Raw genomic sequence first — 23,937 nt, 5'->3', positions numbered from 1 at the left:
CGGCCAGGACCGCGATCGGCACGGGGAAGGACGACCGGCTCGGCGTGGACGGTCAGAACCCCGGCCACCCCCGCCGCAAGAACACGAACGCGGCGTCCAGCGCGGCGGCGGGATCCGCCTCGACCCCGGCCAGGTCCGGGACCTCCAGGACATACCGCGCCAGCAGCCGCACGGAGAAATCGTCCTGCCCCGACGCTTCGGCGATGACCTTCGCGAGCGCGTCCTCACAGCCCGTCCACAGCGCCCTGGCGTAGGCGCGCAACGCCGGCGTGGCCACCACCAGATCCGCCACCCGCCGGGCCAGCGGATCGGGATCCGGGTCGAACGGGCCACGCGTCGCGAGGAAGTCCTGTAGCGCCTCAAGGATCGACGTGCCCTCGGCCCGGTCACGCACCGCGGCGGCCAAGGCCGCTTCGCGTTCGTGGCCGTGGCCGAGGACGAGCGCCTCCTTGCCGCCCGGGAAATGCGCGAACAGCGTGGAAACCGCCGTGTCCGCGGCATCGGCGATCTCCGCGACGGTGACGTTGTCGAAGCCCCGTTCCAGGAACAGGTCTCGCGCCGCCCGCGACAAGGCCTGGCGTGTCGCCGCCTTCTTGCGTTCACGCCTGCCCGGCTCGGTCGCTCCCATGCCTTCACCATACATCGAAGTCACTCCGAATTCGGAACGAGTGTATGTTCTGAACGACTTCGACTTTGAGGAGAGCGCCGTGAGCCACTGGGACGTCCACCACCTGCCACGTGCCGACGGCAAGACCTTCCTGGTCACCGGCGGCAACGCGGGGATCGGCTATTTCGTCGCCGAACAGCTCGCCGGCACCGGCGCCACTGTGCTCCTCGGCAGCCGCGACACCGCCAAGGCGGAAGCGGCGATGACGTCGATCCGTTCCCTGGTGCCGGACGCGAGTCTGGGGCACCTGCGGCTGGATCTCTCCGACCTCTCGTCCCTCAAGTCCTCAGTGGACACTCTGGGGATCGACCGGCTCGACGCCGTCGTCTGCAACGCGGGCGTGCTCCTGGAGAACCAGCCGAGGCGGGAGACGTCCGACGGCCTCGAACTGACCTTCGCCACCAACCATCTCGGGCATTTCGTGCTGGTACACCGGTTGATGCCCCTGCTCGAAGCGGCTGAGGCCGGCCGCGTCGTCACCACGGGCAGCTTCGTGGGCAAGTCCGCGGAACTCGACCTGGACGACCTCCAGAGCAAGCGGGATTACCAGCCGAAGCGCACGTATGCGCGCTCGAAGCTGGCGCAGATGCTGTTCGCCTTCGAGCTCGACCGGCGGCTGCGCGCGGCCGGGAGCACGGTCCTGAGCGTCGTCGACCATCCCGGCGGCGCGCTCGATTCCCTCACGCCGCCGAGACCGGTGCACCCCGAGGCCGACGGGCGGAAGTTCCCGGCCGGGCTTCTGTTGCAGGGCAAGGAAGCCGGTGCCTGGCCCGCGGTACGGGCGGTACTCGATCCTTCCGTGCGTGGCGGCGAGATGTTCGGCCCCCGCGTGTTCGGTCTCCGCGGTGAGCCGAGGCGGGAGCCGGTCCGCGGGAAGCTCGCCGACACCGCGCTCGCCGCCCGGTTGTGGGCGGCGAGCGCGGAACTCACACCGTGACGTCGGTCGAGTCCGGTGTGGACTTGCCGCGGGATCGCAAGCCCAGCAGCAGGTCTATCACGAGGAACGCGAGCAGGCTGATGCCGAGCAGCGGCACGAACCAGCCGATCGCGGCGGCCAGGACGAGGAGACCCACCGGCAACCAGGGCGGGGCCTTGCGCCATTGACCACGCGGGATGGGCCGTCCGAAGGTCAGTCCGGTGGCCCGGGTCGGCCTGCGCTGCCACCACATCCGGTAGCCGAGCACGACCAGCGTGACGAGGCCGGCGCCGAGCAGGAGCAGCACGATCTGGTTGGGCCAGCCGAACAGGACGCCCATATGCGCGTCGATCCCCCAGCGGGCGAGTTTCGCCATCAGCGGGTAGTCGGCGAAGCGCACCTCGCCCAGGATCTGCCCGGTGGTCCCGTCGACCGCGACGGCGTCGACCTGCGTCGGCCAGCCGCGCTCGATTTCTGCCACCTGCCAAGGAGCGCCGGGTTTCGCAGGCAGCCCGATCTCCACCGAGGCGGCGTCGATCCCGGCGGCGCGGGCGGAGGCCAGCATCGCGTCCACGCTCTCGGGCTTCGCGGGTGCCGGTGCGGCGGGGGCTTCGCCGTGCCCGGCGTGTCCGGCGTGTTCGTCACCTCCGGTCACCTTCAACGCCGGGGTCTCCCAGCCGAGGGATTCGCGCAACGCGGAGACGTTCTCCCCCGCGTACGCCGACCATGTCAGCCCTGTCGCGGAGAGGAACAACGCGCCGAGCAGCACCCACAGGCCGACGGATCCGTGACGGCGCACCGCCTTCCCGCGCGCGGACTCGGCCTTCTCGGCCTTGCGGGCACGGCGGCGGCTCATCCACAGCACGAGGCCGCCGAGCGCGACCGCCCACAGCCAGGACGCGGCGAGTTCGCTGTAGAGCCGTCCCGGCTCGCCGAGCAGCAGGTTGCGGTGCAACTGGTCGAGCGTGGTCCGGAACGGCAAGGCACCGCTCGAGCCGTACGCGACGAGGTCCCCGCGCACCTGCGCGGTGGCCGGGTCGACGAACACCGCGCGCCGTTCGGATTCGCCGAGTCCTTCCTCGGCGAACAGGACGCGAGTCGTGTCGCCCGGCTCGGGAGCGGGCCGGACGGCGACCAGGTCGCCGCCGGGGTGGGCCGCCTGCGCCGCCTTGACCTGTTCCGCGAGTGAAGCCTGGTTCAGCCCGACGGGAGCGCGGAGCTGATCGGAATAGATCCAGGACTCCATCTGCGGCGTCGCCGCGTAGAGAACGCCGCTGAGCGCGGCGATGAGGATGAACGGTCCGACGAGAACGCCGGCGTAGAAGTGGAAGCGGAGGAACAGCCCGCGCCAGCCGGTCGCGCGCGGCGGGCTCGTGGTCGATTCGATTCGCGTTGCCATGGGGGAACTCCTGAGGCGTCGATGGGGAGGCGTGCGCCTGCGCCGCGCGCCGGGATGGTCACGGCGCGCGTGCTGAGCCCTGCCGCGACACGGGTCTCGGCAGGATTTCGGGGATCAGGCGGACGTCACCGGCGGGCCGCGCCGCGAGAGCACGTCTCGCAGGAGCGCCTCGGTCGCGGGGAACTCCACCGCGAGCGGGACGTGGATCCGCAGCGGCGCGGTCGCCGGCCGCGGGGTCAACCGCCGGGGAAGGACCGAGGCGATGAGCGTCGTGAGCGCGTACACGACGTGCTCGGCGCCCGCGAGCACCATCGCGACCAGGAGGGTCGCGGCGGCGTGCCCGGCCGCCATGGACAGGCCGTTGCCCGGGGCTTCGGCGTGGTGGGCGTGCGATTGCCAAGTCAGGAAGGTCAGGCAGGCGTGCATCGCCAGCTGCCCGCCCGCCACCAGGCCGAGGATCGCGAGCGGACCGCGGCGGCGTCCCGCGAACGCGTACGCCACCCAGCTCAGCAGGGCGACGAGCAGCACGACGACACCGAGATCCGGAACGCGGCCGCTGGTCCCGACGTGGGCGCCGGTCGCCAAAGTGCCGGTCAGGACCCCCACGGCCCCGCCGCGGAGGCGCCTGGCCGGGCCTCGGGTCGGGGTCGGCGTGCGCACGGGAGGCAGAGTAGAGCGCGAACAGGCCCGTTGTCTCTCCTTGATATCGTCGGCCCGGTGCTCCGCAGCCTGTCGTTCCTCCGGCTCTGGACCGGGAACACCGCCTCCGGGCTGGCGACCTGGGCCCTGCCGTTCATCCTCGGACTGGCGGTACTGGAACGGTCGCTTTCGGCTGTCGACCTCGGCATCGTGCTCGCCGCGCGGACGGCGGGATTCCTCGTGGCGGTCCCGGTGGCGGGCGTTTTGGCCGACCGGCACTCCCGTCGCGGGGTCGTGCTCTGGGCGGGGCTGATCGCCGGTCTCGCCACTCCGCTGATCGCCACCGGGATGGGCCGGTCGGTCCTGCTGATGGCCACCGCGGCGGCCGTCGTCGGCGTCGGGCAGGGCGCGTGCCGCCCGGCGTTCCAGGCGCTGACGGCCGAGGTGATCGCCGAAGACCGGCGTCAGCAGGCCAACGCCGCGATGACCCTCGCCGTCCGGGTCACGACCTTGGTCGCGCCGGGGCTCACCGCTCTGCTCTCCCAGTTCGCCTCGACGTCGGCCCTGGTGATCGGGACCGGAGTGCTGTGGCTGGGCGCGGCACTGATCCCGCCGCGAGGCACGTTCACGCCCGCTCCGGCCGCCGCCCGGACCCGCTTCTTCGGCGAGTTCGCCGACGGTCTCCGTGAAGCCCGCCGCCATCCGTGGTTCCTGGCCGGGCTCGGCGCGCTGACCGCCGTCGTCGCGACCGGCTATTCCGCCACGGGTGTGGTGCTGCCGCTGGTCAGCCGTGACCGCTACGACAGCGAAACGGTGCTGGCCGCCGGGCTCACCGCGTACACGCTCGGCGCGCTCGCGGGCGCCGTCGTCATCGCGCGCTGGCGTCCGAAGCGGCAAGGCTGGACGGCGCTGGCGGGGCTCGGCTGCTACGGCTTCGCGCCGCTGAGCCTGCTGTTCCCGGTGCACCCCACCTTCGTCATCGCCGCCTACGCCGTCGCGGGTCTGGGCATCGAACTGTTCAACGTCCCCTGGTTCACCGCGACCCAGCGGGAGGTCGAACCGGCGAAGCTCGCCCGGGTGTCCTCTTTGGACTTCCTGTTCTCCTACGGCCTCGCGCCCGCCGGGCTCGCGCTCATCGCGCCCGCGATCGACCGGTTCGGGGCGGCGCAGGTACTGGCGGCGTGCGCGGTCGTCTGCTTCGCCGCTCCGGCGGCCGCCGCCCTCGTTCCCTCCTCGCGTGACTTCCGGGCAACCGCACCGATCAAGAGTGTCTAGTTCTTGCGCTCGCTTGCGGTAATGTTTCAGCCATGACGCGTCGTCTTGCCGAAGTCGCCCGCAAGGTCGGGGTCAGTGAAGCCACGGTCAGCCGGGTGCTCAACGGCCGGTCCGGGGTCTCCGCGAGTACCCGGGCCGCCGTCCTCACCGCGCTGGACGTGATGGGCTACGAGCGGCCGACCCAGCTGCGCGGGGATCGCGCCCGCCTGGTCGGACTGGTCCTTCCCGAACTGCAGAACCCCATCTTCCCCGCGCTCGCCGAGATCATGGGCAACGCGCTGGCCCAGCAGGGTTTCACCCCGGTGCTGTGCACCCGCACCGCGGGGGGCGTCTCCGAAGCGGAGTACGTCGAACTGCTGTTGCAGCAGCAGGTCTCCGGGGTCGTGTTCGCCGGCGGGCTCTACGCCCAGGCCGACGCGGTGCATTCCCACTACCACCATCTCGCCGAGCGCCGCCTGCCGACGGTGCTGATCAACGCCGCCGTCGACCACCTCGGGCTGCCGCAGATCTCGTGCGACGACGCGGTCGCCGTCGAACAGGTCGTCGGGCATCTGAGCTCGCTCGGGCACGAGAAGATCGGCCTCGTCCTCGGTCCGAACGACCACGTCCCGTCCCAGCGCAAACTCGAGGCCTTCCGCGCCTACGCGGCGAAACTCGGCCTCCCAGTCCTGGACGAACTCGTCGAACACGGCATGTTCTCCATCGAAGGCGGGCACGCGGCCGCGGCCCGGCTGTACCCGCGCGGCGCGACCGCCGTCCTGTGCGCGAGCGACCTCCTGGCACTGGGCGCGATCCGCGCGGCCCGGCGGCAGGGGCTGTCCGTGCCCGAGGACGTCTCGGTGGTCGGTTACGACGATTCCGCGCTGATGAACTGCACCGATCCGCCGCTCACCACCACCCGGCAGCCGATCGAGGCGATGGGCCGCGCCGTGGTGGAACTGCTGGTCAAACGCATAAACGGCGGCGAGGTGGCGGCCGAAGAACTGCTGTTCGCGCCCGAACTCGTCGTCCGGGGCTCGACCGCGCGCCGCGTTTAGCCGACTAATTGCGAGGCCGCGGAGCCTCAACTACGTGAAGGCCCCCTTCCCTCGGCTCAGTCGAGGGAAGGGGGCCTTCACGTACTTGGGGCACCCCCCGACCGCGACTGTCGCAAAGTTGCAAGTTCTCATCCAGTTATTGCGTTGATCCAGGGCTTCACTTTAGAGTGACCGCAATCACGTGACAGCCGTCGCGATCCCGAGATGAGGCTTGAAGATGAGCAGCACTTGGTCCCCTGCCGTGCGCCGCCGGATGTTCTGCCTGCTCCTTGCGGGCGGACTCACCTTCGGGGCGGCCGCCTGCGGTTCCGGCTCCGGGGAAAGCACCGGGGGCAAGGTCAAGATCACCGTGACCGGGCAACCTCCGACCAGCCAGCCGTTCGAACGCGGCGTGTTCGACGCCGACGTCAAGGAGTTCGAGGAGAGCCACCCGGACATCGACATCGAGCCGCACGAAGGGTTCATGGACCCGAAGACGTTCTCCGCCAAACTCGCCGGCGGGCAGCTCGAAGACGTCTACTACGTCTACTTCACCGACCCGGCGCAGATCATCGCGCGCCGCCAGGCGGCCGACATCACCGAAGCGGCCAAGGGCCTGAAGAACTTCGGCGACATCAAACCGGAATTACTGGACAACTTCCGGGATGCCGACGGCAAGCTCTACGGCCTCCCGACGATGAACTACAGCATGGGCCTGCTCTACAGCCGCCCGCTGTTCCAGAAGGCCGGGCTCGACCCGAACAAACCACCGCAGACCTGGGACGAGGTCCGCGCGGCCGCGAAGAAGATCGCCGCACTGGGCAACGGCACCGTCGGATACGCCGACTACAGCAAGAACAACCAGGGCGGCTGGCATCTGACCGGCTGGCTCTACTCCATGGGCAGCGAGGTCGCCCGCAAGGACGGCGACAAATGGGTCGCCGCCTTCAACAACGAGAAGGCCAAGGCCGCCCTGAACCAGTTGCGCGCCATGCGCTGGGAAGACGACACCATGGGCAGCAAGCAGTTGCTCGAAGCCCAGGACGTCCAGCGCATGATGGGCGCCGGCCAGCTCGGCATGTACATGGCCGCCCCGGACAACGTCCCGGTGCTGGTCAAGCAGTTCAACGGCAAGTACGAGGACTACGGCGTCGCGGGGATGCCGGGTGGGCAGGGCACGCTGCTCGGCGGCGAGGGCTACATGATCAACCCCAAGGCCTCGCCCGAGAAGATCAAGGCCGGCTTGGAATGGGTCCGCTGGAAGTACCTCAACCCGGAGCGTTTCGAAAAGCACGTCCAGCAGTACGTCGACGGCAAGCAGCCGGTCGGGCTGCCCGCCGAGCCGACCCCGGACGTCTGGCAGGGCGCCGTGCGTGATCAGCAGCTCGCGGTGAAAGCCAAGCACGCCAACGTTCCCGCCGAGAACTACCAGTCCTATGTGGACGCGAGTTCGCGGATCAAGGGCAGCATCGAACCGCCGAACGCGCAGCAGGTTTACGCCATCCTCGACAGTGTGATGCAGGCGGTGCTCACCGATCGGAACGCGGATGTCGCTCAGCAGCTGTCGTCGGCGGAGTCGAAGGTCAACAGTGTCCTCGCCCAGGTCAAGTAGCGTCCTCGACTGGCCCGCGACAACGTCGTCGCGGGCCGGTCGGCCGGTCGCCTCGGCGGCCGGACGCCGCCGGAACCGGATGCGCCGCAAGCTCAAGGAGAACGTCACCGCGTACGGCCTGCTGTGCGCCGCGCTCGTGGTTTTCACCCTGTTCTCGTGGTATCCGATCGTGCGCGGGGTGCTGCTGAGCTTCCAGCAGGTCGACTTCGTCAACCCGCCGACGTGGGTGGGCTTCGACAACTTCACCCGCCTGTTCGAAGACCCGCTGTTCGGCATCGCCTGGCGCAACACCCTGTTGTTCACCGGGCTCGCGCTGGTCTTCGGGTTCGTGGTCCCGTTCCTGACCGCGGTGCTGCTCAACGAACTGCGGCACGCCAAGGCGTTCTTCCGGCTCGCGGTCTACCTGCCGGTGATGCTGCCGCCGGTGGTCACCGCCCTGATGTGGAAGTGGTTCTACGACCCGGGCGCCGGCCTGTTCAACTCCGCGCTCGGCGCCGTCGGCCTGCCCGGCGGCCAATGGCTGGACTCGAGCGACACGTCGATGCTGTCGCTGGTGTTCGTGTCGACATGGGCGAACATGGGCAGCACCACGCTGATCTATCTCGCCGCGCTCGGCACCATCCCCGGCGAACTCTACGAAGCCGCGGAACTGGACGGCGCGGGGCTGTGGAAACGCCTGATCCACGTCACCCTGCCGCAGACGAGGTTCGTCCTGTTGGTGCTCCTGCTGCTGCAGGTGGTCGCGACCATGCAGGTGTTCACCGAGCCGTACGTGATGACCGGCGGCGGACCGGACGACTCCACCGTGACCGTGCTCCTGCTGCTGTACCGCTATGCCTTCGTCTACAACGACTTCGGCTCGGCCAGCGCGTTGAGCCTCCTGCTGTTCGTCGCGCTCGGGGTGTTCTCCGCGTTGTACGTGCGCCTGACCCGGAAGGCGGATGAGTCGTGAGGACGCTCGTCTCCCCCAGCACGCTTCGCAGCCCCGGCGGCAAGATCGGGTACGCCGTGATCTTCGCCTGCACGCTGCTCCTGTTCGTCATCGCGTTCCTGTTCCCGCTGTACTGGGCGGTGACCGGCGCGATGAAGTCACCGCAGGAGCTCGCGCAGACCCCGGCGACGTTCATCCCGAACGAGTGGCATCCGGAGACCTTCGCCGACGCGTGGGACCAGCTCAGTCTCGGCAAGTACTTCCTCAACACCGTGATCGTCGCCGGCGGCGCCTGGCTGGCCCAGCTGGCCATCGACGTCCCCGCGGCGTTCGCGTTGTCGAAGCTGCGGCCGAAATTCGGCAACGTCGTGCTCGGGCTGATGCTCGCGACGTTGATGCTCCCCGCCGCGGCCCTGCTCGTGCCGACCTACGTGACGATCACCGACCTGCCGCTGCTGGACCTCAACCTGATCAACTCGCCGGCGGCGGTCTGGCTCCCCGCCGCCGCGAACGCGTTCAACATCTATCTGCTGAAACGGTTCTTCGACCAGATCCCCGATGAGCTGATCGAGGCCGCGCGGCTCGACGGCGCCGGACCGGTGCGCACGCTGTGGCGCATCATCCTGCCGATCTCCCGGCCGATCCTGGCCGTGGTCTCGATCCTCGCGGTGGTGGCCGCGTGGAAGGATTTCATCTGGCCGCTGCTGGTGTTCCCGGACACCGAAAAGCAGACGCTGTCGGTGATGCTGCAGCGCGTGGCCATCGACATGCCGCTGAACGTGCTCGTCGCGGGCATGGTCCTGGCCAGCCTGCCGATGGTGGCGCTGTTCCTGGCGTTCCAGCGGCATATCCTCGCCGGGCTCACCGCCGGCAGTCTCAAAGGCTGACTCTCGCCGCATTCGGGGTTTCCACCAACGATTGGGAGGGCATTTCGTGACCGCATCAGGGCAGTCCGCCGGATGGTGGCGGAGCGCGGCGATCTATCAGGTCTACCTCCGCAGTTTCGCGGACGGGAACGGTGACGGCGTCGGCGATCTCGCCGGTGTCCGCGCGCGGCTGGACTACCTGGCCGAACTGGGGATCGACGCGATCTGGTTCACCCCGTGGTATCCGTCGCCGATGGACGACGGCGGCTACGACGTCGCCGACTTCCGGGAGATCGACCCGCTTTTCGGCACCCTCGCCGAGGCGGAGGAACTCATCGCCGCGGCCCATGCCAAGGGGATCCGCGTGATCATCGACATCGTGCCGAACCACTGTTCCGACGAGCACCGCTGGTTCGCCGAAGCACTCGCCGCCGAGCCCGGATCGCCGGAGCGGCAACGGTTCTGGTTCCGGCCGGGCCGCGGACCGGACGGCTCGGAGCCGCCGAACAACTGGAAGTCGCGCTTCGGCGGCTCCGCCTGGACACGGGTCCCGGACGGCGAGTGGTACCTGCATCTGTACAGCTCGCGCCAGCCCGATTTCAACTGGGACAACCAGGAGATCCGCGCCGATTTCGAGGACGTGCTGCGGTTCTGGTTCGATCGCGGGGTCGACGGGTTCCGCATCGACGTCGCCGACGGGCTGGTGAAGGACCCACGGCTGCCCGACGTCGACCCGGGCGACGAGACGCCGTTCTCCGATCAGGAGGGGCTGCACGAGATCTACCGGTCGTGGCGCAAGATCGCCGACAGCTACCCGGGCGACCGGGTCCTGGTCGGCGAGATGTGGCTGCCGGACATGTCCCGGGCCGCGCGATATCTGCGCCGCGACGAACTGCACGCGGCGTTCAACTTCGATTTCCTGGTGTGCCCGTGGGATTTCGCCCGGTTCAGAGATGTCATCGGGCGGACGCTGGCGGCGCACGAGGAGGTCGGCGCGCCCGCGGCGTGGGTGCTGTCGAACCACGACGTCACCCGGCACGTGACCCGGTACGGCCGCGAGGGCGACACCGGTTTCGCGTTCGCGGACCGGCTGCACGGCACCCCCGTGGACCGCGAGCTCGGGACCCGCCGGGCACGGGCGGCGGCGTTGCTGACCATGGCGCTACCCGGTGGTCTCTATGTCTACCAAGGGGAAGAGCTCGGCCTGTGGGAGATCGAGGACATCCCGGGCGAACTCCGGCAGGATCCGGTGTTCGCCCGGACCAATGGCGCCGATCCCGGCCGTGACGGTTGCCGCGTCCCGCTTCCCTGGTCCGGTGACGCGCCGCCGTTCGGTTTCGGCAGCGGCGGGACGTGGCTGCCCCAGCCTGAGGAATGGCGTTCCCGCACGGCGGAGGCGCAGGCGGCCGAACCGGCGTCGATGCTCCGGCTCTACCGCTCCGGTCTGCGCCTACGGGACGAACTTCCCGCGCTCGGCCCCGGTGAACTGGAATGGCTGGAGCTGGGCGACGGCGTGCTCGCGTTCACCCGGGAGCCTGGCTTCACCTTCGTGCTGAACTTCTCGGACAAGCCCGTGCCGCTGCCGTCGCATCGCGACGTACTCCTGGTCAGTGGCCCGGTCGACGGAGAACTCCCGACGGACACGGCGGTGTGGCTGCTCACCTGATCACCGGCCGGTCGTGACCCGGCTGATCCGGCCGCGTATCCGTGCGCGGCCGGCCGGGTCACGCCACCGGAGGTGCCTGTCGAGCACCTCGCGGAGCACACCGCCGAGGACGAGGCCGTGGGTGGCGGTCTCGACACAGGGGTGGTCGCGGAGCCAGTCGAACAGCTCCGAAGACCGTCCTCCCGGTAGCACCGACCGGAGGAGGTCTTCGGTGGTGTGCTCCGCTTGCGCGCACACGTACAGCGCCCAGCGATGCGCCTCCGTCGGCAGATCACCGGCCAGATGGGCGTACACGGTGTCCACCACGTAGCGTGCCGCGTCCGCTCGCGGTGATCTGCTGACTTCGGCGGCCAGGGAGAGCGCGAACGGGTTGCCCGCGGCGAAGCCCATAATGGACTTCCCAAGTTCCGGCTCGACGCCGCGCGCTTCGAGCAGCGCCGCGGACTCGTTGTCACTCAAGGGTTCGAGCCGCCGGATCGTGATCCGTCCCGACCACACCGGATCGACCAGCAGGGTGGCGTCCGGGCCGGTCCGGTCCGCGATCACGACCGTGACGTCTCCGGGCAGGCGTCGCAGGACCGCCGCCGGATCGTCGAGCCCGTCGAAGAGCCGCACGGGTCTGCCCATGGCCGCCGCGTCTCCGGCGAACTTCCGGAGCAGGGTCGATTTCCCGATTCCGGGAGCACCGGTGAGGAACAGCACCCCACCTCTCGCGAGCAGCCGCCGGAATTCCGCGCGTTCGCGTTCACGTCCGACGAACAGCGGGTCCGGTTCACGGAGTGCGGGCGTCTGCTCGTCCTCGGCGCGAAGCACTTTCTCGTGCAGTGCCCGGAGTTTCGGTCCCGGACGGACGCCGAGTTCCGCGTCGAACAGGTCATGGATCGCCCGATAGAGCTCCAGCGCTTCGGCGCGACGCCCGCCCCGATGGAGGGCCAGGAGATAGATCTCGTACAGCGGTTCTTCGAGCCGATTGCGCTCGATCAGGGCGGGCACTTCGGCCATCACCTCGTCGTGTTCCCCGAGTTCGAGGCGCAGCCGAAGCAGTTCCTGGGTGGCTGTCAGCTTCAGCCGTTCCAGGCGTGAACGCTCGTGTTCCGCCGCTTCGCCGGGGACGCCGGCCAGCGCCGTTCCGGTCCACAGCCCGAGCGCCCGCTCCAGCAGTTTCGCCGCCGTCTCCGCGGTGTGCGCCTGGCGTGCGCTCTCGATCAGCCCGGCGAACTCGACCGCGTCCACCTCGAAGCGATCCGGATCCAGCCGGTAGCCACCGGATCGCGAAACGATCGCCGAACCCAGCCCCTGCAAGGAGAGCAGCCGCCGGAGCCGGGAGATGTAGGTCCGGATGACGGCCTCGCCGGTCGCGGGCGCCCGCTCGCCCCAGAGCCCGTCGATCAGCTCACCGGTCCGGACGAAACTGCCCGCGTTGGCCAGCAGCAGCGTCAGCACCGCCTGCTGCTGGGGCGAGCCGAGGTCCAGCCGGGTGCCGCCACTGGTGAATCCCGGCGGGCCGAGCACGGTGAAGCGGTACCGGACTTCCTGCGGCAGAGGGGACATGAGCGGAAAGGTAGGCGGGTCCCGACCGCGGCGGCGACCGTCGGACGACGTCACCGGCGTACGTCGTCCACCGATGACGTACAGGAATGACGTCATCCGACGGTCGCCGAGGTCAGGGCCGGATTCCTACGGTTGCGGCATGTCTGAAACCACGTACACCGCCGTCGCCACTTCGACCGCGGAAGGCCGCAACGGCGGCCGCGCGACCTCCGACGACGGCGTGCTCGACGTCGGCCTCGCCGTCCCGAAGGCTTTCGGCGGCTCCGGCGACGGCACGAACCCCGAGCAGCTGTTCGCCGCGGGCTGGGCGTCCTGCTTCGTCGGCGCCGTCCGCCGTGTCGCGGGCGTCAAGAAGGTGAAGCTGGAAGACCTCGCGGTCGTCGCCGAGGTGACGCTGCACCACGACACCGACGCGGGCGAGTTCCACCTGAGCGCCGCGCTGCACCTGGAGGCCACCGGTATCGACCAGGCCACCGCCGACGAACTGGTCCAGGGCGCGCACCAGGTGTGCCCGTACTCCAAGGCGACGCGCGGGAACGTCGAGGTCACGCTGGACGCCACCGTCGCGTGAGCCGCGGCCCCCGGATGTCATGAAAGGGCCGTTCAGGACGTTTTTCGTCCTGAACGGCCCTTTCATGACACGACGCCCTTGAGCTCCGCCCGCGAACTCACCCCGAGCTTCGGGAAGATCCGGTGCAGATGCGTGCCGACCGTCCGGTGCGACAGGTAGAGCCGCTGCCCGATCTCCCGGTTCGTCAGGCCTTCGGCGGCCAATTGCACGATGCTCAGCTCGTGCGGCGTCAGCTTCTCCCGCGCGTCGGGGCCGCGGTTGGGACTCGACTCCCCCGCGCTCCGCAGTTCACGGCGCGCCCGCTCGGCCCACGCGGTCATGCCAAGCGCGTCGAACGTCTCCCGCGCGGTGCGCAGATGCGCCCGCGAGTCCACCGCCCGTCGTTGCCGCCGCAGCCATTCGCCGTACGCCAGATGCAGCCGCCCGCGTTCGGCCGGCCAGCCGTCGAGCTCCGCCCCCAGCGCGGTTTCGAACAGTTCGTCGCTCGGTTCGAGCACGGCGCGGGCGTACCGCAGGCCGATGTGCAAAGCGGGCGCGGGAGTCGTCACGGCGAGCCCCTCCATTTCCGCAACGATCTCCCGCAGGGCCTCGACCTGCCCCGCCCGGACCGCGACCTCGGCGAGTTCCGCGACGAAATAGACACGCAGCGCCAGCTGGAACGCGGGATCGGCGGGGTCGAAGAGACGCCGCAGATCGGCGAACGCGTCGTCGAAGCGGCCTTCGCTCGACGCGGCGATCCCCCTGGCGAGTCGCACGGTCGCCAGTACCGGACGGGCACCGGCGGCGAGCGCGGTCCGTTCGGCCTCGTCGGCCAGCGTCTTGGCCTGTTTGTGCTCACCCCGCAGCGCGGCGATCTCGGCCTGGACCGCGGTGGCGAACCCGTACATGAACGGCTGCCCGGTCTCCTTGGCGAATTTGGCCGCCTCCGCCGCGGCGGGCACCGCCCCGGCGAGGTCGCCGAGCCGGACCCGGCTCCACGCCTGGACGGCCAAGGCGCGGGGCAGCAACCCGAGCCTGCCTTGCGCCCGCAGCCCCGGAGCCGCGGCCGCGGAGAACCGCGCGGCCAGATCGACCGCGCCGACCTGCAACGACGCGCTGCCGAGAAAGCGGTCGACCTCGGGATCGGCACCGGTGGCGGCGGCGAGTCCGCGCAGCTCGCCGAGCACGGCTTCGGCCCGGTCGAACGGAGCCACGTACGCGGCGACGGCGACCAGCCTCGGATCCGAGTTCTCCACCGGGAGACGGTCCGCGACGGCCAGCAGCGTCCGCCGCGTTTCCGCACCGGGTTCCGCCCAGAAACACCGCATGGCGGCACCCCACAGCACGCGCATCGCCGGATCCGGATGGCCGTCCTCCGCGACCGACTCGGCCAGCCGCGCCAGCTCCGCGATCCGTGAGAGGTCCTCGCGGGCGCCGTCCTCGAATCCGCTGAGCAGCCAGCTCGCCGTCGCCCGTTGCCGTGCCGTGAGCTCTCCGGCGCGTGCGTCCCGGACGAGCCGTTCCGCCGTCTCCCGACCGCCGGATTCGACGGCCAGTTCGGCCGCGCGCAGCAACCGGTCGGCCCGGCGCTCCGGATCGAGGCTCAGCGACGCCGCGTGCTCCAACGCGGCGACGGCGCCCGTCACACCACCGCGATGCCGCGCGCGCTCGGCGGCGTTGTCCAGTTCCCGTGCCACGTTCTCGTCGGCGCCGGTCGCGGCCGCCGCCCGGTGCCATGCGGCGCGATCCGGCTGTCCGCGGAAGATGTCGGCGAGACTCAAGTGCGCGCGTCGTCGTTCCTCGCTCGGCACCGAGGCGGGAATGGCCGAACGCATCAGCGGATGCCGGAACGACATCGTCCTGGCTTCGAGGTCGATCAGCCGGGCTTCCGCGGCGGCTTCCAGCGCCGAGGGCTCGACGTCCTCACCCAGCAGCGTCGACGCCGCCGCGAGGGTGTCGGTGAGCGAGCCGGTTTCGTTGAGCGCGGCGACCAGCAAGGTCGTGCGGGCCGGTTCCGCCAGGGCGGTGAACCTGCCCGCGAACGTGCGCTCGAGCCGCTCGGTCAGGGGCAGCACGGGATCCGAGGTGTCGGTGACGGCCGACGGCAGCTCGGTCAGGGCCAGCGGATTTCCGTCGGCTTCGGCGAGGATCCGGGAGCGGACCGGCGAGGGGATCCCGGGGGCGACGGAGTCGAGCAGTTCGGCCGCCACCTCTTCTGGGAGGCGCGATAAGTCCATTGAGGACAGTCCCGCGTCGCGCAGCGGCGACGGCTCCCCGTCCCGCAGGGTCGCGATCAGGACGATCGGTTCCGTCTCGATCCGCCGAGCCACGAACGCGAGCACGTCGGCGCTCTCGCGGTCCATCCAGTGGACGTCTTCGGCGACGATCAGCAACGGTTTGGCCGCCGCCTCCTCCGAAAGCAGCGTCAGCGCGGCGAGCCCGACCAGGTACGCGTTCGGCTCCGCCCCTTCGGCCAGCCCGAGTGCCGCCCACAGCGCGGAACGTTGCGGAGCGGGCAGCAGGTCGGCGCCCGCCCGGACCGGGTGGAGCAGCTGATGCAGCGCGGCGTACGCGAAGTTCCGTTCGGCCTCGACGCCGGTCGCGCGCAGAACCCGCAGGCCCCCGAGCGTCGCCGCGGCCACGACCTCCGCGACGAGAGCGGACTTCCCGACGCCCGGTTCGCCCTGGATGAGCACGCCGCCGCAGCCCGCGGCGGGACCGTCGACGAGTTCGGTCAGGTCCTTCAGCTCGGCTTCCCGTCCGAAAAGCGGCATGGTGCGGCATTCCTCCCGTCGGCCTTGGGCGGCCGCCCGTCCGACGATACCCAAACGGTCCGGTTAGGACCGGCGGCGTCCACAGGATGTAGACGGCGTGTCAACACCATCGGCCTAGCTTCGGGAAAGTGATGAGACGCAAGAAGTTGTTCCTGGCGGCGGCACCGCTGGCCGCCCTGCTGCCGCTGGTGCTGACCTCGGTCACCCAGACGGCGCCCGCCCAGGCGGCGGCGACGTCGTGCGCGGCGGTCCCCGTCGCGGCGCCGGACGGGGCGCGGATCGAGTCCGTCCAGGCGACGCAGAAGCCCGGCGGGACCGTCACGTTCCCTCCGACCCCGTTCACGGCGCCCGCCACGATCACCGATGTGCCCGCGTACTGCGAAATCACCGTCACCCTGACCCACGGCACGGCGGGTGATCACGTCAAGGTCGCCGTCACGCTGCCTCAGACGGGGTGGACCGGCAGGCTTCAGGCGGTCGGCGGCAGCGCGTACACCGCCGGTGACTTCGGCGCCCCGCTCGTCCAAGCGGTCAAGGACGGCTTCAGCGGCGTGACGACGGACGCCGGCGTCCCCCTGACCTTCCTCGACACGTCCTGGGCGCTCACCTCCCGCGGCGAGATCAACAGGCCTCTCGTGACGAACTTCGCGACCCGGTCCGTGCACGAGGCCGCCCTCGTCGGGAAGGACGTGACGCAGAAGTTCTACCAGCGGGAAGTCGCCTACTCGTACTGGAACGGCTGCTCGACCGGCGGCCGTCAGGGCTATTCCGAAGCGCAGCGGTATCCGGGCGACTTCGACGGTGTCCTGGCCAACGCGCCCGCCGTGCACTGGGCCGAGTTCGCGGTCGCGACGCTCTGGCCGCGAGTCGTGCAGAACCAGGAGAAGACCTACCCCGCGACCTGCGTCTTCACCGCCTTCCAGCAGGCCGCGATCAAGGCCTGCGACGGCCGGGACGGGGTCACGAACGGCGTCGTCGACCGACCGGACGAATGCGGTTACGATCCTCGGTCCCTCATCGGCACGAAGGTGCTCTGCGGCGACAAGGAGGTCACCGTCACCGCGGCGGACGCCGAGGTCGTGCGCAAGATCTGGGCCGGGCCGACCGACGAGCACGGACGACCGCTCTGGGCAGGTCTGCCCAAGGGAGCGGATTTCGGCCCGGTGACGACGGCTCCGGGCTTCCCGGTCGCGGTGGGCTGGGTGCAGACGTTCCTGAAGAAGCAGCCCGGGTTCGACACCGAGAAGCTCACCTATCGCCAGTTCGCCGACCTGTTCCGCCAGTCGGTGCGGGAATACGACGACGTCATCGGGACCTCCGACCCGGATCTGTCGGACTTCCGCCGGGCGGGCGGCAAGCTGATCACCTTCGTCGGGACCGACGACCAGTTGATCCCGCCGGGTGGCACGCTGCGGTACCGCCACGAGGTGGAGCGCGAACTGGGCGGCTCGAAGCGGGTGAACGACTTCTACCGGCTGTTCCTCGCGCCGGGTGTCGCGCATTGCGGCGGCGGCGCGGGCGCCACGCCGACGAACGCGCTGGGCGCGCTCGTCGACTGGGTCGAACACGGCAAGGCACCGGCGACACTGCCCGCGGCGAACGCCGGCAAGACCCGCGATCTCTGCCCGTATCCGCAGGTTTCGCGGTACCGCGGCCACGGTGATCCCGCGGTGGCGTCGAGCTACCGCTGCACCGTCCGCTGAGGTCCGCCGGACCCGTGCCCGTCGTGCCGGCGCCCCCTCCGGCACGACGGGCACTTCCTCACTCTGTGAGAACTCTTTGCCTTACCCCTCAAAAGTACGGTATTGACGACAGTGGACACCGCGACGGCGCATCGCCCGCGGCTGTGCACCATTTCTTCCGGATACGGCGAAATCGTTGTACCGCAACGGAATCAGCTGCCGGATCGGCACGGAATCTCGCCATATCGCCCCACGTCACAGTCGGGCGATATGACCCAAATGGTATGTACCAGTCGAGTGATACGCCTCGTACGGTCGGGAACGAATCCCCTCCCCCGCCCGTTTCGAGGAAAGCGTTGAAATGAACAGAAAGATCTTAGCCGCGACCGCCGCGGCCATAACCGGGGCAGGCTTGGTCACCGCCATCGCCCTGACCCCCAGCGCGAGCGCCGGTCAACAAGCCACCGCCGGCGACCAGGCCCAGTCCGAAATGCTGGCCGCGATGTCCCGCGACCTGAAGATCAGCCCCGAGCAGGCCAAGCTCCGGCTCGCGAGCGAGCAGCGTGCCGCGGTCGCCGACAACACGCTGAAGAAGCAGCTCGGCACGTCGTACGCCGGATCGTGGCTGGACTCCACCGGGACGACGCTCACCGTGGCCGTCACCGACGCCGCCCAGGCCGACCTGGTGCGCGCCGCGGGCGCGACGCCGAAAACGGTCGCTCGCAGCGCCGCCGACCTCGACGCCGCGAAACTGCGGCTGGACGCGAAGTCCACCAAGGCACCGAAGACCGTGCCCGGCTGGTACGCCGACGTCACCACCAACTCGATCGTCGTGCTCGCCAACGCCGGTGGCGAGGCCGCCGCGAAGTCGTGGGCCGCCGAGTCCGGTGTTCCGTCCGATGTGGTCCGGATCGAGGCCAGCGCCGAGAAGCCGCGCGCACTGATCGACATCATCGGCGGCAACGCCTACACCTTCGGCTCGGGCCGCTGCTCCATCGGCTTCCCGGTCGAGGGCGGCTTCGTCACCGCCGGGCACTGTGGCACCACCGGCACCCGCACCTCGAACCCGAGCGGGACCGTCGCGGGCTCCAGCTTCCCCGGCAACGACTACGCCTGGGTCCGCGCCGACGCCGGCAACACCCCGCGCGCGCTGGTGAACCGCTACCCGGGCACCGTGCCGGTGGCGGGTTCGACCGAGGCCGCGGTCAACTCCTCGGTCTGCCGTTCCGGTTCCACCACGGGCTGGCACTGCGGCACCATCCTGCAGAAGAACACTTCGGTCACCTACCCCGAGGGCACCATCACCGGCCTGACCCGGACCAACGTCTGCGCCGAGCCCGGCGACTCCGGCGGTTCGTGGATCACCGGCGACCAGGCGCAGGGCGTCACCTCCGGTGGCTCCGGCAACTGCACCTCCGGCGGCACCATCTACTTCCAGCCGATCTCGGAGATCCTGAGCGTCTACAACCTGCGGCTGATGGTCACCGGCAACCCGCCGTCCAGCACCACCACCACGCCCACCACCCCCACCAGCCCGACGACGTCGAACCCGCCGGGCGGCACCTGGGCGCCGTACACGTACTACGGCTCCGGCGCGACCGCCAGCTACGGCGGCAGCAACTACCGGGTCATCCAGCCGCACACCTCCATGCCCGGCTGGGAACCGCCGAACGTGCCCGCGCTTTGGGAACTCGCCTGACCTGGACCGCCCCCGGCGACCCGACCTCGCCGGGGGCGGCTCCTCCCCTTGACGACGACGCGCGGGCGGCGGATCTCGAATCCCTCGTCCCTCGCGCCCGCCGCGGTGACCCCGCGGCGACGAACGAGCTCATGAGCATCGTCCAGCCGGTGGTCGCGGACTACTGCCGGAGCAGGATGGACGGAACGGACGCGCGGGAGATCGCCGCGGAGGACGTCGCGCAGGAGACCTGCCTCGCCGTGCTCACCGCGCTGCCCACCGCGAAGACGACCGGCGGCTCCTTCCTCGCCGCCGTGCTCGGGATCGCCGCCCGGAAGGTCGCCGCTGCCTTCCGGCGGCGCGCCCGGGACCGATCGGAACCCACACCCGATCCGCCAGAACGCGCGACACCCGAGACCGACGAACCCGAGCGGCTGGCCATCGCCGCCGACGGCCACGACCGGTTGAGGCGGCTGATGAGCACCCTGCCCGGTATCCAGCAGGAGATCCTCCGATTGCGGATCACGGTCGGGATGACGTCGCCCGAAACGGGGGCGGTGCTCCGGGTGAGCCCCGGTCTGGTCCGGGTCAACCAGCATCGCGCCCTGCACAAACTCCGCACGATCATCAGCGAGGACGACCTGTGATCAGCCCCCTCATCGGTCCCGGGGACGGCCATACCTGGCCGGTGGAAGTCGACGTCCGGCATCTGCGTCTCCTCGACGCGATCGCGTCGGCGGGCAGCATCGCGAAGGCCGCGACCGCGCTCGGGCTCTCCCAGCCCGCGCTGAGCGCGCAGTTGCACCGGGTCGAGAGGGCGCTGGAACGGACGGTGTTCGAACGCGACCGGCACGGCGTGCGGCCCACCGCGCTGGGCGAGGTGCTGCTGAACCACGCGCGGCGCGTACTGGCCGCGGCGGACGACCTCGAACTGGCGATCCGCCGGTTCCACACCGCGCCGTCGGAAGAGCTGCTCCGGATCGGCGCACTCCCGACGGTCTTCGCCGAGACGTTGAGCGGTGTGGTCGCAGCGGCCGCACCCGGCCGTCCGGTCGAGTTGCTCGCGATGACCGGGCGGACCGCGTTGTTCTCCGCCCTTCTCGACGGCACCGTGGAACTGGCGCTGTACGTGGACCACCCCGGGCAGGAGATCGTCCCGCCCGAAGGCGTCCACATGCTTCCCGTCGGGACGGAGCCGGTGTTCCTGATCGTGTCGCCGGACCATCCCGTCGCCGGCCGCGGCGAGGTGTCGTTGGCGGAACTCGACGGCTCGGCCTGGCTCACCGCGGCGGGTGGGGACGACGAGTTCCACGATCACCTGACCGATCAGTGCGCCCGGGCCGGGCTCGGCGCGATCACCGTGCGGAAGCTGGAACCGACGGTGCTGCGGCAGGCCCTCCGGCGTGATCCCCGCGCGGTGGCGCCCGCCCAGTCCCTCGATTCCGGCGCCACGATGCCCGGCCCGGTGGTGGCGCTGCGGGGTGTGCCGCTGAGGACGCGGCATATCCTGCTGTGGCGCGACGGTTCACCGGTCGACGTCCCGGCTGTCCGAAGTGGACTGGTGCACGCGATCACCGAGCTGGCCGCGATCCGGCACCGCCTTCCCGAGTGGGCCGCGGCCAATCCCGGCTGGCTCGGAACCTAGCGCTGGATGCAGTCCAGGCCGAGCCCGAACGTCGTGAGCACGTACTGGCAGATGTGCGTCGCATGCGCTTCGTCCGTTTCCAGGCAACCCACGGGGACGCCCAGCAGGTCGACCGCGCACGACGCGTAGAACTGGTTCGGGCTGCCCGGCACCGGGTCCGCGGCGGCGGGCGAGGCGATGACGGCGGCCGAGAACGTGACCGCGGCCGCCACAGCGGCGATTCGAGACTTCATCGTTCTCTCCTTTTCTTCCCCTGGCGGGTCGATGTCCCGCGTATTCCCCGGATCCGGCCGGTTCACCTGCCGATCACCGGAAAGTGTCACGGGTGACGTACACCGATGACGTCGTCCGACGGGCGCCGCCGCACCCAGGACGGTCCTAACTTGAGTTCATGCCCGCCTTGGGGAAACTCGCCCTCGCCGCCGCCGTCCTGCTCACCGCCGCATGCGGCGCTCCCCCGCCGGCACCCGCACCTCCTGGCGCGGCCGCCGGGTGGTCGCCAGCTCCCGTCGTGCCACTGCCGTCGCAACCGCCGCCTTCGCTGGTCGTGGACGCGCCCTTGCCCGAACAACTGGCGATGGGGCTGGTCGTGCTGCGGTACCGGGCGGAAAACCTCCGGATCGCCCCGGTCTACGGCCCGGCCGCGCTGGACGTTTCGCCGCGGATCGGCCATATCCACGTGACCGTCGACGACGCCGCGTGGCACTGGGCGGACGGCAGCGGAGAACCGCTGATCATCCAGTCACTGCCGGCGGGACCGCACAAGGTGTGGATCGGTCTCGCCGATCCGACGCACAAGATCCTCGACGAGAAGACGGTGAACTTCGTCGTTCCCGTCCACAGTGGACACCATTGAGGTCCGCCTTCACCCGCCTCTGAAATCCTGGAGTTCCTCATGGCACTGGATCAGTACTACCTGCTCGGCCGCTCCGGACTGCGCGTCAGCCGGATCGCGCTCGGCACGATGAACTTCGGCACCGGCGGTTTCCATGCCGCATACGGAAAAACCGAGGACGAGGTCCGCCCGATCTTCCGCAAGTATCTCGACGCGGGCGGGAACTTCGTCGATACCGCGGATTTCTACACGGCGGGCGAAAGCGAGACCATCCTCGGCCGCCTCATCGCCGAGGCGAAGGTGCGCGACCGGGTCGTGCTCACCACCAAGTACACCAACAGTCTCGACCCCGGCGACCCGAACGCCGGCGGTAACGGCCGCAAACATCTGATCCGGGCGCTCGAAGCGTCGTTGCGACGGCTGGGCACCGACCACGTCGACCTGTTCCTGCTGCACACCTGGGACCGCGTCACTCCGGTCGAAGAGGTGATGCGTACTTTCGACGACCTGGTGCGCGCCGGAAAGATCCGCTACGCCGGGCTTTCCGACGTGCCCGCTTGGTATGCCGCCCGAGCGCAGAGCTTCGCCGAGGCGAACGCGCTGACCCCGGTCGTCAACCTCCAGCTGCCCTACTCGCTCGTGGAGCGGACCATCGAGACGGAACACGTGCCGATGGGGCGGCATCTCGGGCTCGGCGTCACCGCGTGGAGTCCGCTGGCGGGCGGATTCCTCACCGGCAAGTACCGGCCGACCGGCGAGACACCTTCCGGCGAAGGCAGGCTGAGCGATCCGGGAAACGCCGGGAAGTCGTGGACGGACCGGGACTGGGCGTTGCTGAAGCCGCTGGAGAAGGTCGCGGACGAACTCGGTGTCACGATGGCGCAGGTCGCGATCAACTGGGTCGCGACCCAGCCGGGCGTCGCGGCCGCGATCGTCGGGGCGAGCAGTGCGGAGCAACTGGGCAAGAGCATGGCGGCGCTGGACTTCGAACTGCCGCCGGATCTGCGGGCGCTCCTCGACGAGGCGAGTGCCGTTCCGCCGGAGTCGGTGTACCGGATGTTCACGGCCGAGTACCAGAATTGGGTGGTGTCACCTGGGGTGAAGGTCGGGGACAAGCCGGTGGGGTACGCGCCTGGGGTGCGGAACTGGTGAGGCGTTGCCGGTTTGCGGCTACGGGCTTGGCGTCATGCGATGAGTCCGTAGCCGTTTTCCGGCGACGGGCTGGAGGGGCCGACCCGTCGCCGTTTTCCGGCAACGCACCGGCCGGCCGTGTCGCGGACCGCCCTTGGAGAACCATCGCCAGGTTCCGTCGCCGTTTACCGACAACAGACCTGGAGGGGCAAGCCTCACAGACAACCCCACACCATCACCACGGTAAGAACGACTACCGTTTCACGGCAGCGCGTCGCGGGCCGCCAAACAGGATTGCCAACTCCCTGAACCTGTCGCCGTTTACCGGCAACGCACCGGCTGGTCGTGTCACGGACTGCTCAGCGACAACGCCGCCGGCCAGAACCCATCGCCGTTTTCCGGCAACCGTCCAAAACCTCCAGCCACAAGCCAGCCCCAAGTGAGCCCGTCGCCGTTTCCCGGCAACCGGCCAGACCAGTCAACTCGCGAAACCAACCCACACGAACCCGTTCCCGGCGACCAGCCCCCAGGGCCCACTCAAGAACCCCCAGATTTCTTCCGCTGATTAGCCTGAAACCGCGCCTTCTTCTGCCGATTCCCGCACGTGTTCATGTCGCACCACCGACGCGTGCGGCTCTGACTGGTGTCGAAGAAGGCAGCCAGACAAGTCGGTGACGCGCACAAGGCCATCTTCCCGTCCCGTTCGCCCGAGATGATGCTGATCGCGTCGGCGGCGATCACACTCAGGGCGTCCTCCACATCGGCAACCCGCCATCGCCGTTCCCCGTCGGGCGTCAGGACGGCCGCGGCCCGCCCCTGGACACTGCGGTCGTTGATGACCTGGACGGCGGCGGCGGGCAGGGCTTCCCGAGTCGCGGTCGCGGTCGCGGCGGCGTGAATCGCTTCCCTCAGCTCCCGGGCGAGGTCGAGCTGGGCCGCGGAGCAGGACTCCACGGCCAGGCCGCTCACGGCCAGCCAGTCCATTAACCGCTGCGGAGTGGGAATGCGCTCCACGGCCTCACCACGACGCTCCGTCAGAGTCGCCGTGAAGCTGGTCGCCAGCACGCTGCCGAGGCGGAAGTCGGGAAAGCCGGAACGCATGGA

General features: G+C 69.9%; 21 protein-coding genes. 14 read left to right on the top strand and 7 right to left on the bottom strand.

The genetic code is table 11. The features are described from left to right. Positions 1-52: 52 nt before the first annotated feature. A complete protein-coding gene (locus tag AB8M46_RS26695; RefSeq protein ID WP_394362019.1) occupies positions 53-628 on the bottom strand; it encodes a TetR/AcrR family transcriptional regulator in 576 nt (191 codons plus the stop codon). 79 nt (positions 629-707) lie between these two features. On the opposite strand from AB8M46_RS26695, the gene AB8M46_RS26690 reads away from it, so the two are divergent. Next, a complete protein-coding gene (locus AB8M46_RS26690) occupies positions 708-1,604 on the top strand; it encodes an SDR family NAD(P)-dependent oxidoreductase (RefSeq protein WP_394362018.1) in 897 nt (298 codons plus the stop codon). Here AB8M46_RS26690 and AB8M46_RS26685 read toward each other — a convergent pair. Continuing rightward, positions 1,594-2,982 (bottom strand): PepSY-associated TM helix domain-containing protein, encoded by a 1,389-nt coding sequence (locus AB8M46_RS26685; protein ID WP_394362017.1) that lies wholly within the window; start codon positions 2,980-2,982, stop codon positions 1,594-1,596. The genes AB8M46_RS26690 and AB8M46_RS26685 overlap by 11 nt on opposite strands. Before the next feature lie 114 nt (positions 2,983-3,096). Beyond that, on the bottom strand, positions 3,097-3,642 hold the full coding sequence (locus tag AB8M46_RS26680; protein WP_394362016.1) for a hypothetical protein: 546 nt from the start codon (positions 3,640-3,642) through the stop codon (positions 3,097-3,099). 57 nt (positions 3,643-3,699) lie between these two features. Here AB8M46_RS26680 and AB8M46_RS26675 point away from each other — a divergent pair, with 57 nt between their 5' ends. The 6 genes from AB8M46_RS26675 to AB8M46_RS26650 all read left to right on the top strand — a co-directional run bounded on the left by AB8M46_RS26675 (position 3,700) and on the right by AB8M46_RS26650 (position 10,987). Beyond that, on the top strand, positions 3,700-4,896 hold the full coding sequence (locus AB8M46_RS26675) for an MFS transporter (protein ID WP_394362015.1): 1,197 nt from the start codon (positions 3,700-3,702) through the stop codon (positions 4,894-4,896). A gap of 32 nt (positions 4,897-4,928) precedes the next feature. After that, on the top strand, positions 4,929-5,933 hold the full coding sequence (locus AB8M46_RS26670; protein WP_125737048.1) for a LacI family DNA-binding transcriptional regulator: 1,005 nt from the start codon (positions 4,929-4,931) through the stop codon (positions 5,931-5,933). Between the two features lie 217 nt (positions 5,934-6,150). Continuing rightward, positions 6,151-7,524, top strand: a complete 1,374-nt coding sequence (locus tag AB8M46_RS26665; protein ID WP_394362014.1) for an ABC transporter substrate-binding protein — start codon at positions 6,151-6,153, stop codon at positions 7,522-7,524. Then, complete coding sequence (locus AB8M46_RS26660) at positions 7,502-8,476, top strand: carbohydrate ABC transporter permease (RefSeq protein ID WP_394362013.1); 975 nt, start codon at positions 7,502-7,504, stop codon at positions 8,474-8,476. Before AB8M46_RS26665 ends, AB8M46_RS26660 begins: the two co-directional genes overlap by 23 nt. Then, positions 8,473-9,342, top strand: a complete 870-nt coding sequence (locus tag AB8M46_RS26655) for a carbohydrate ABC transporter permease (RefSeq protein WP_037336837.1) — start codon at positions 8,473-8,475, stop codon at positions 9,340-9,342. Before AB8M46_RS26660 ends, AB8M46_RS26655 begins: the two co-directional genes overlap by 4 nt. A 46-nt stretch (positions 9,343-9,388) precedes the next feature. After that, positions 9,389-10,987: a glycoside hydrolase family 13 protein gene (locus tag AB8M46_RS26650; protein WP_394362012.1), complete on the top strand. Its 1,599-nt coding sequence runs from the start codon at positions 9,389-9,391 to the stop codon at positions 10,985-10,987. Here AB8M46_RS26650 and AB8M46_RS26645 read toward each other — a convergent pair whose 3' ends face one another. Next, positions 10,988-12,538 (bottom strand): BTAD domain-containing putative transcriptional regulator, encoded by a 1,551-nt coding sequence (locus AB8M46_RS26645; RefSeq protein ID WP_394362011.1) that lies wholly within the window; start codon positions 12,536-12,538, stop codon positions 10,988-10,990. A gap of 139 nt (positions 12,539-12,677) precedes the next feature. Here AB8M46_RS26645 and AB8M46_RS26640 point away from each other — a divergent pair, with 139 nt between their 5' ends. Continuing rightward, complete coding sequence (locus AB8M46_RS26640; RefSeq protein WP_037336829.1) at positions 12,678-13,109, top strand: organic hydroperoxide resistance protein; 432 nt, start codon at positions 12,678-12,680, stop codon at positions 13,107-13,109. A gap of 62 nt (positions 13,110-13,171) precedes the next feature. On the opposite strand, the gene AB8M46_RS26635 is transcribed toward AB8M46_RS26640, so the two are convergent. Further along, positions 13,172-15,862 (bottom strand): AAA family ATPase, encoded by a 2,691-nt coding sequence (locus tag AB8M46_RS26635; protein ID WP_394362010.1) that lies wholly within the window; start codon positions 15,860-15,862, stop codon positions 13,172-13,174. A gap of 131 nt (positions 15,863-15,993) precedes the next feature. Here AB8M46_RS26635 and AB8M46_RS26630 point away from each other — a divergent pair, with 131 nt between their 5' ends. From AB8M46_RS26630 to AB8M46_RS26615, 4 genes are all read left to right on the top strand, one after another. After that, the gene (locus tag AB8M46_RS26630; RefSeq protein ID WP_394362009.1) at positions 15,994-17,565 is read left to right on the top strand and encodes a tannase/feruloyl esterase family alpha/beta hydrolase; all 1,572 of its coding nucleotides are present in this window, start codon (positions 15,994-15,996) and stop codon (positions 17,563-17,565) included. 340 nt (positions 17,566-17,905) lie between these two features. Then, positions 17,906-19,243, top strand: a complete 1,338-nt coding sequence (locus tag AB8M46_RS26625; protein ID WP_394362008.1) for an alpha-lytic protease prodomain-containing protein — start codon at positions 17,906-17,908, stop codon at positions 19,241-19,243. Beyond that, positions 19,228-19,869, top strand: coding sequence for a sigma-70 family RNA polymerase sigma factor (locus AB8M46_RS26620; protein WP_233629920.1), 642 nt, complete (start codon positions 19,228-19,230; stop codon positions 19,867-19,869). Before AB8M46_RS26625 ends, AB8M46_RS26620 begins: the two co-directional genes overlap by 16 nt. Then, positions 19,866-20,867: a LysR family transcriptional regulator gene (locus AB8M46_RS26615; RefSeq protein ID WP_037336820.1), complete on the top strand. Its 1,002-nt coding sequence runs from the start codon at positions 19,866-19,868 to the stop codon at positions 20,865-20,867. Before AB8M46_RS26620 ends, AB8M46_RS26615 begins: the two co-directional genes overlap by 4 nt. Here the strand turns inward: AB8M46_RS26615 and AB8M46_RS26610 are convergent. Further along, positions 20,864-21,100, bottom strand: coding sequence for a hypothetical protein (locus tag AB8M46_RS26610; protein ID WP_037336818.1), 237 nt, complete (start codon positions 21,098-21,100; stop codon positions 20,864-20,866). The genes AB8M46_RS26615 and AB8M46_RS26610 overlap by 4 nt on opposite strands. Positions 21,101-21,258: 158 nt before the next feature. Between AB8M46_RS26610 and AB8M46_RS26605 the strand changes: the two genes are divergently transcribed. Both AB8M46_RS26605 and AB8M46_RS26600 read left to right on the top strand, forming a co-directional pair. Next, positions 21,259-21,723, top strand: a complete 465-nt coding sequence (locus AB8M46_RS26605) for a DUF6130 family protein (protein WP_394362007.1) — start codon at positions 21,259-21,261, stop codon at positions 21,721-21,723. Between the two features lie 39 nt (positions 21,724-21,762). Then, the gene (locus AB8M46_RS26600; protein ID WP_394362006.1) at positions 21,763-22,854 is read left to right on the top strand and encodes an aldo/keto reductase; all 1,092 of its coding nucleotides are present in this window, start codon (positions 21,763-21,765) and stop codon (positions 22,852-22,854) included. A 516-nt stretch (positions 22,855-23,370) separates the two neighbouring features. On the opposite strand, the gene AB8M46_RS26595 is transcribed toward AB8M46_RS26600, so the two are convergent. Further along, positions 23,371-23,934, bottom strand: coding sequence for an ABATE domain-containing protein (locus AB8M46_RS26595; protein WP_125737059.1), 564 nt, complete (start codon positions 23,932-23,934; stop codon positions 23,371-23,373). Between the last annotated feature and the right edge of the window lie 3 nt (positions 23,935-23,937).

This window comes from Amycolatopsis sp. SB7-3, from assembly GCF_041021335.1.
Classification (GTDB): domain Bacteria; phylum Actinomycetota; class Actinomycetes; order Mycobacteriales; family Pseudonocardiaceae; genus Amycolatopsis; species Amycolatopsis japonica.
Note: the sequence above shows the minus strand (reverse complement) of the source record. Positions and strands in the feature narration are given on the sequence as shown.

Excerpts from the sequence above, each read along its gene's own strand:
- AB8M46_RS26670 (WP_125737048.1), top strand. The coding sequence starts at position 4,929 with ATGACGCGTCGTCTTGCCGAAGTCGCCCGCAAGGTCGGGGTCAGTGAA.
- AB8M46_RS26595 (WP_125737059.1), bottom strand. The coding sequence starts at position 23,934 with ATGCGTTCCGGCTTTCCCGACTTCCGCCTCGGCAGCGTGCTGGCGACC.
- AB8M46_RS26695 (WP_394362019.1), bottom strand. The coding sequence starts at position 628 with ATGGGAGCGACCGAGCCGGGCAGGCGTGAACGCAAGAAGGCGGCGACA.
- AB8M46_RS26640 (WP_037336829.1), top strand. The coding sequence starts at position 12,678 with ATGTCTGAAACCACGTACACCGCCGTCGCCACTTCGACCGCGGAAGGC.
- AB8M46_RS26685 (WP_394362017.1), bottom strand. The coding sequence starts at position 2,982 with ATGGCAACGCGAATCGAATCGACCACGAGCCCGCCGCGCGCGACCGGC.
- AB8M46_RS26625 (WP_394362008.1), top strand. The coding sequence starts at position 17,906 with ATGAACAGAAAGATCTTAGCCGCGACCGCCGCGGCCATAACCGGGGCA.
- AB8M46_RS26605 (WP_394362007.1), top strand. The coding sequence starts at position 21,259 with ATGCCCGCCTTGGGGAAACTCGCCCTCGCCGCCGCCGTCCTGCTCACC.
- AB8M46_RS26635 (WP_394362010.1), bottom strand. The coding sequence starts at position 15,862 with ATGCCGCTTTTCGGACGGGAAGCCGAGCTGAAGGACCTGACCGAACTC.
- AB8M46_RS26630 (WP_394362009.1), top strand. The coding sequence starts at position 15,994 with ATGAGACGCAAGAAGTTGTTCCTGGCGGCGGCACCGCTGGCCGCCCTG.
- AB8M46_RS26610 (WP_037336818.1), bottom strand. The coding sequence starts at position 21,100 with ATGAAGTCTCGAATCGCCGCTGTGGCGGCCGCGGTCACGTTCTCGGCC.
- AB8M46_RS26665 (WP_394362014.1), top strand. The coding sequence starts at position 6,151 with ATGAGCAGCACTTGGTCCCCTGCCGTGCGCCGCCGGATGTTCTGCCTG.
- AB8M46_RS26600 (WP_394362006.1), top strand. The coding sequence starts at position 21,763 with ATGGCACTGGATCAGTACTACCTGCTCGGCCGCTCCGGACTGCGCGTC.
- AB8M46_RS26645 (WP_394362011.1), bottom strand. The coding sequence starts at position 12,538 with ATGTCCCCTCTGCCGCAGGAAGTCCGGTACCGCTTCACCGTGCTCGGC.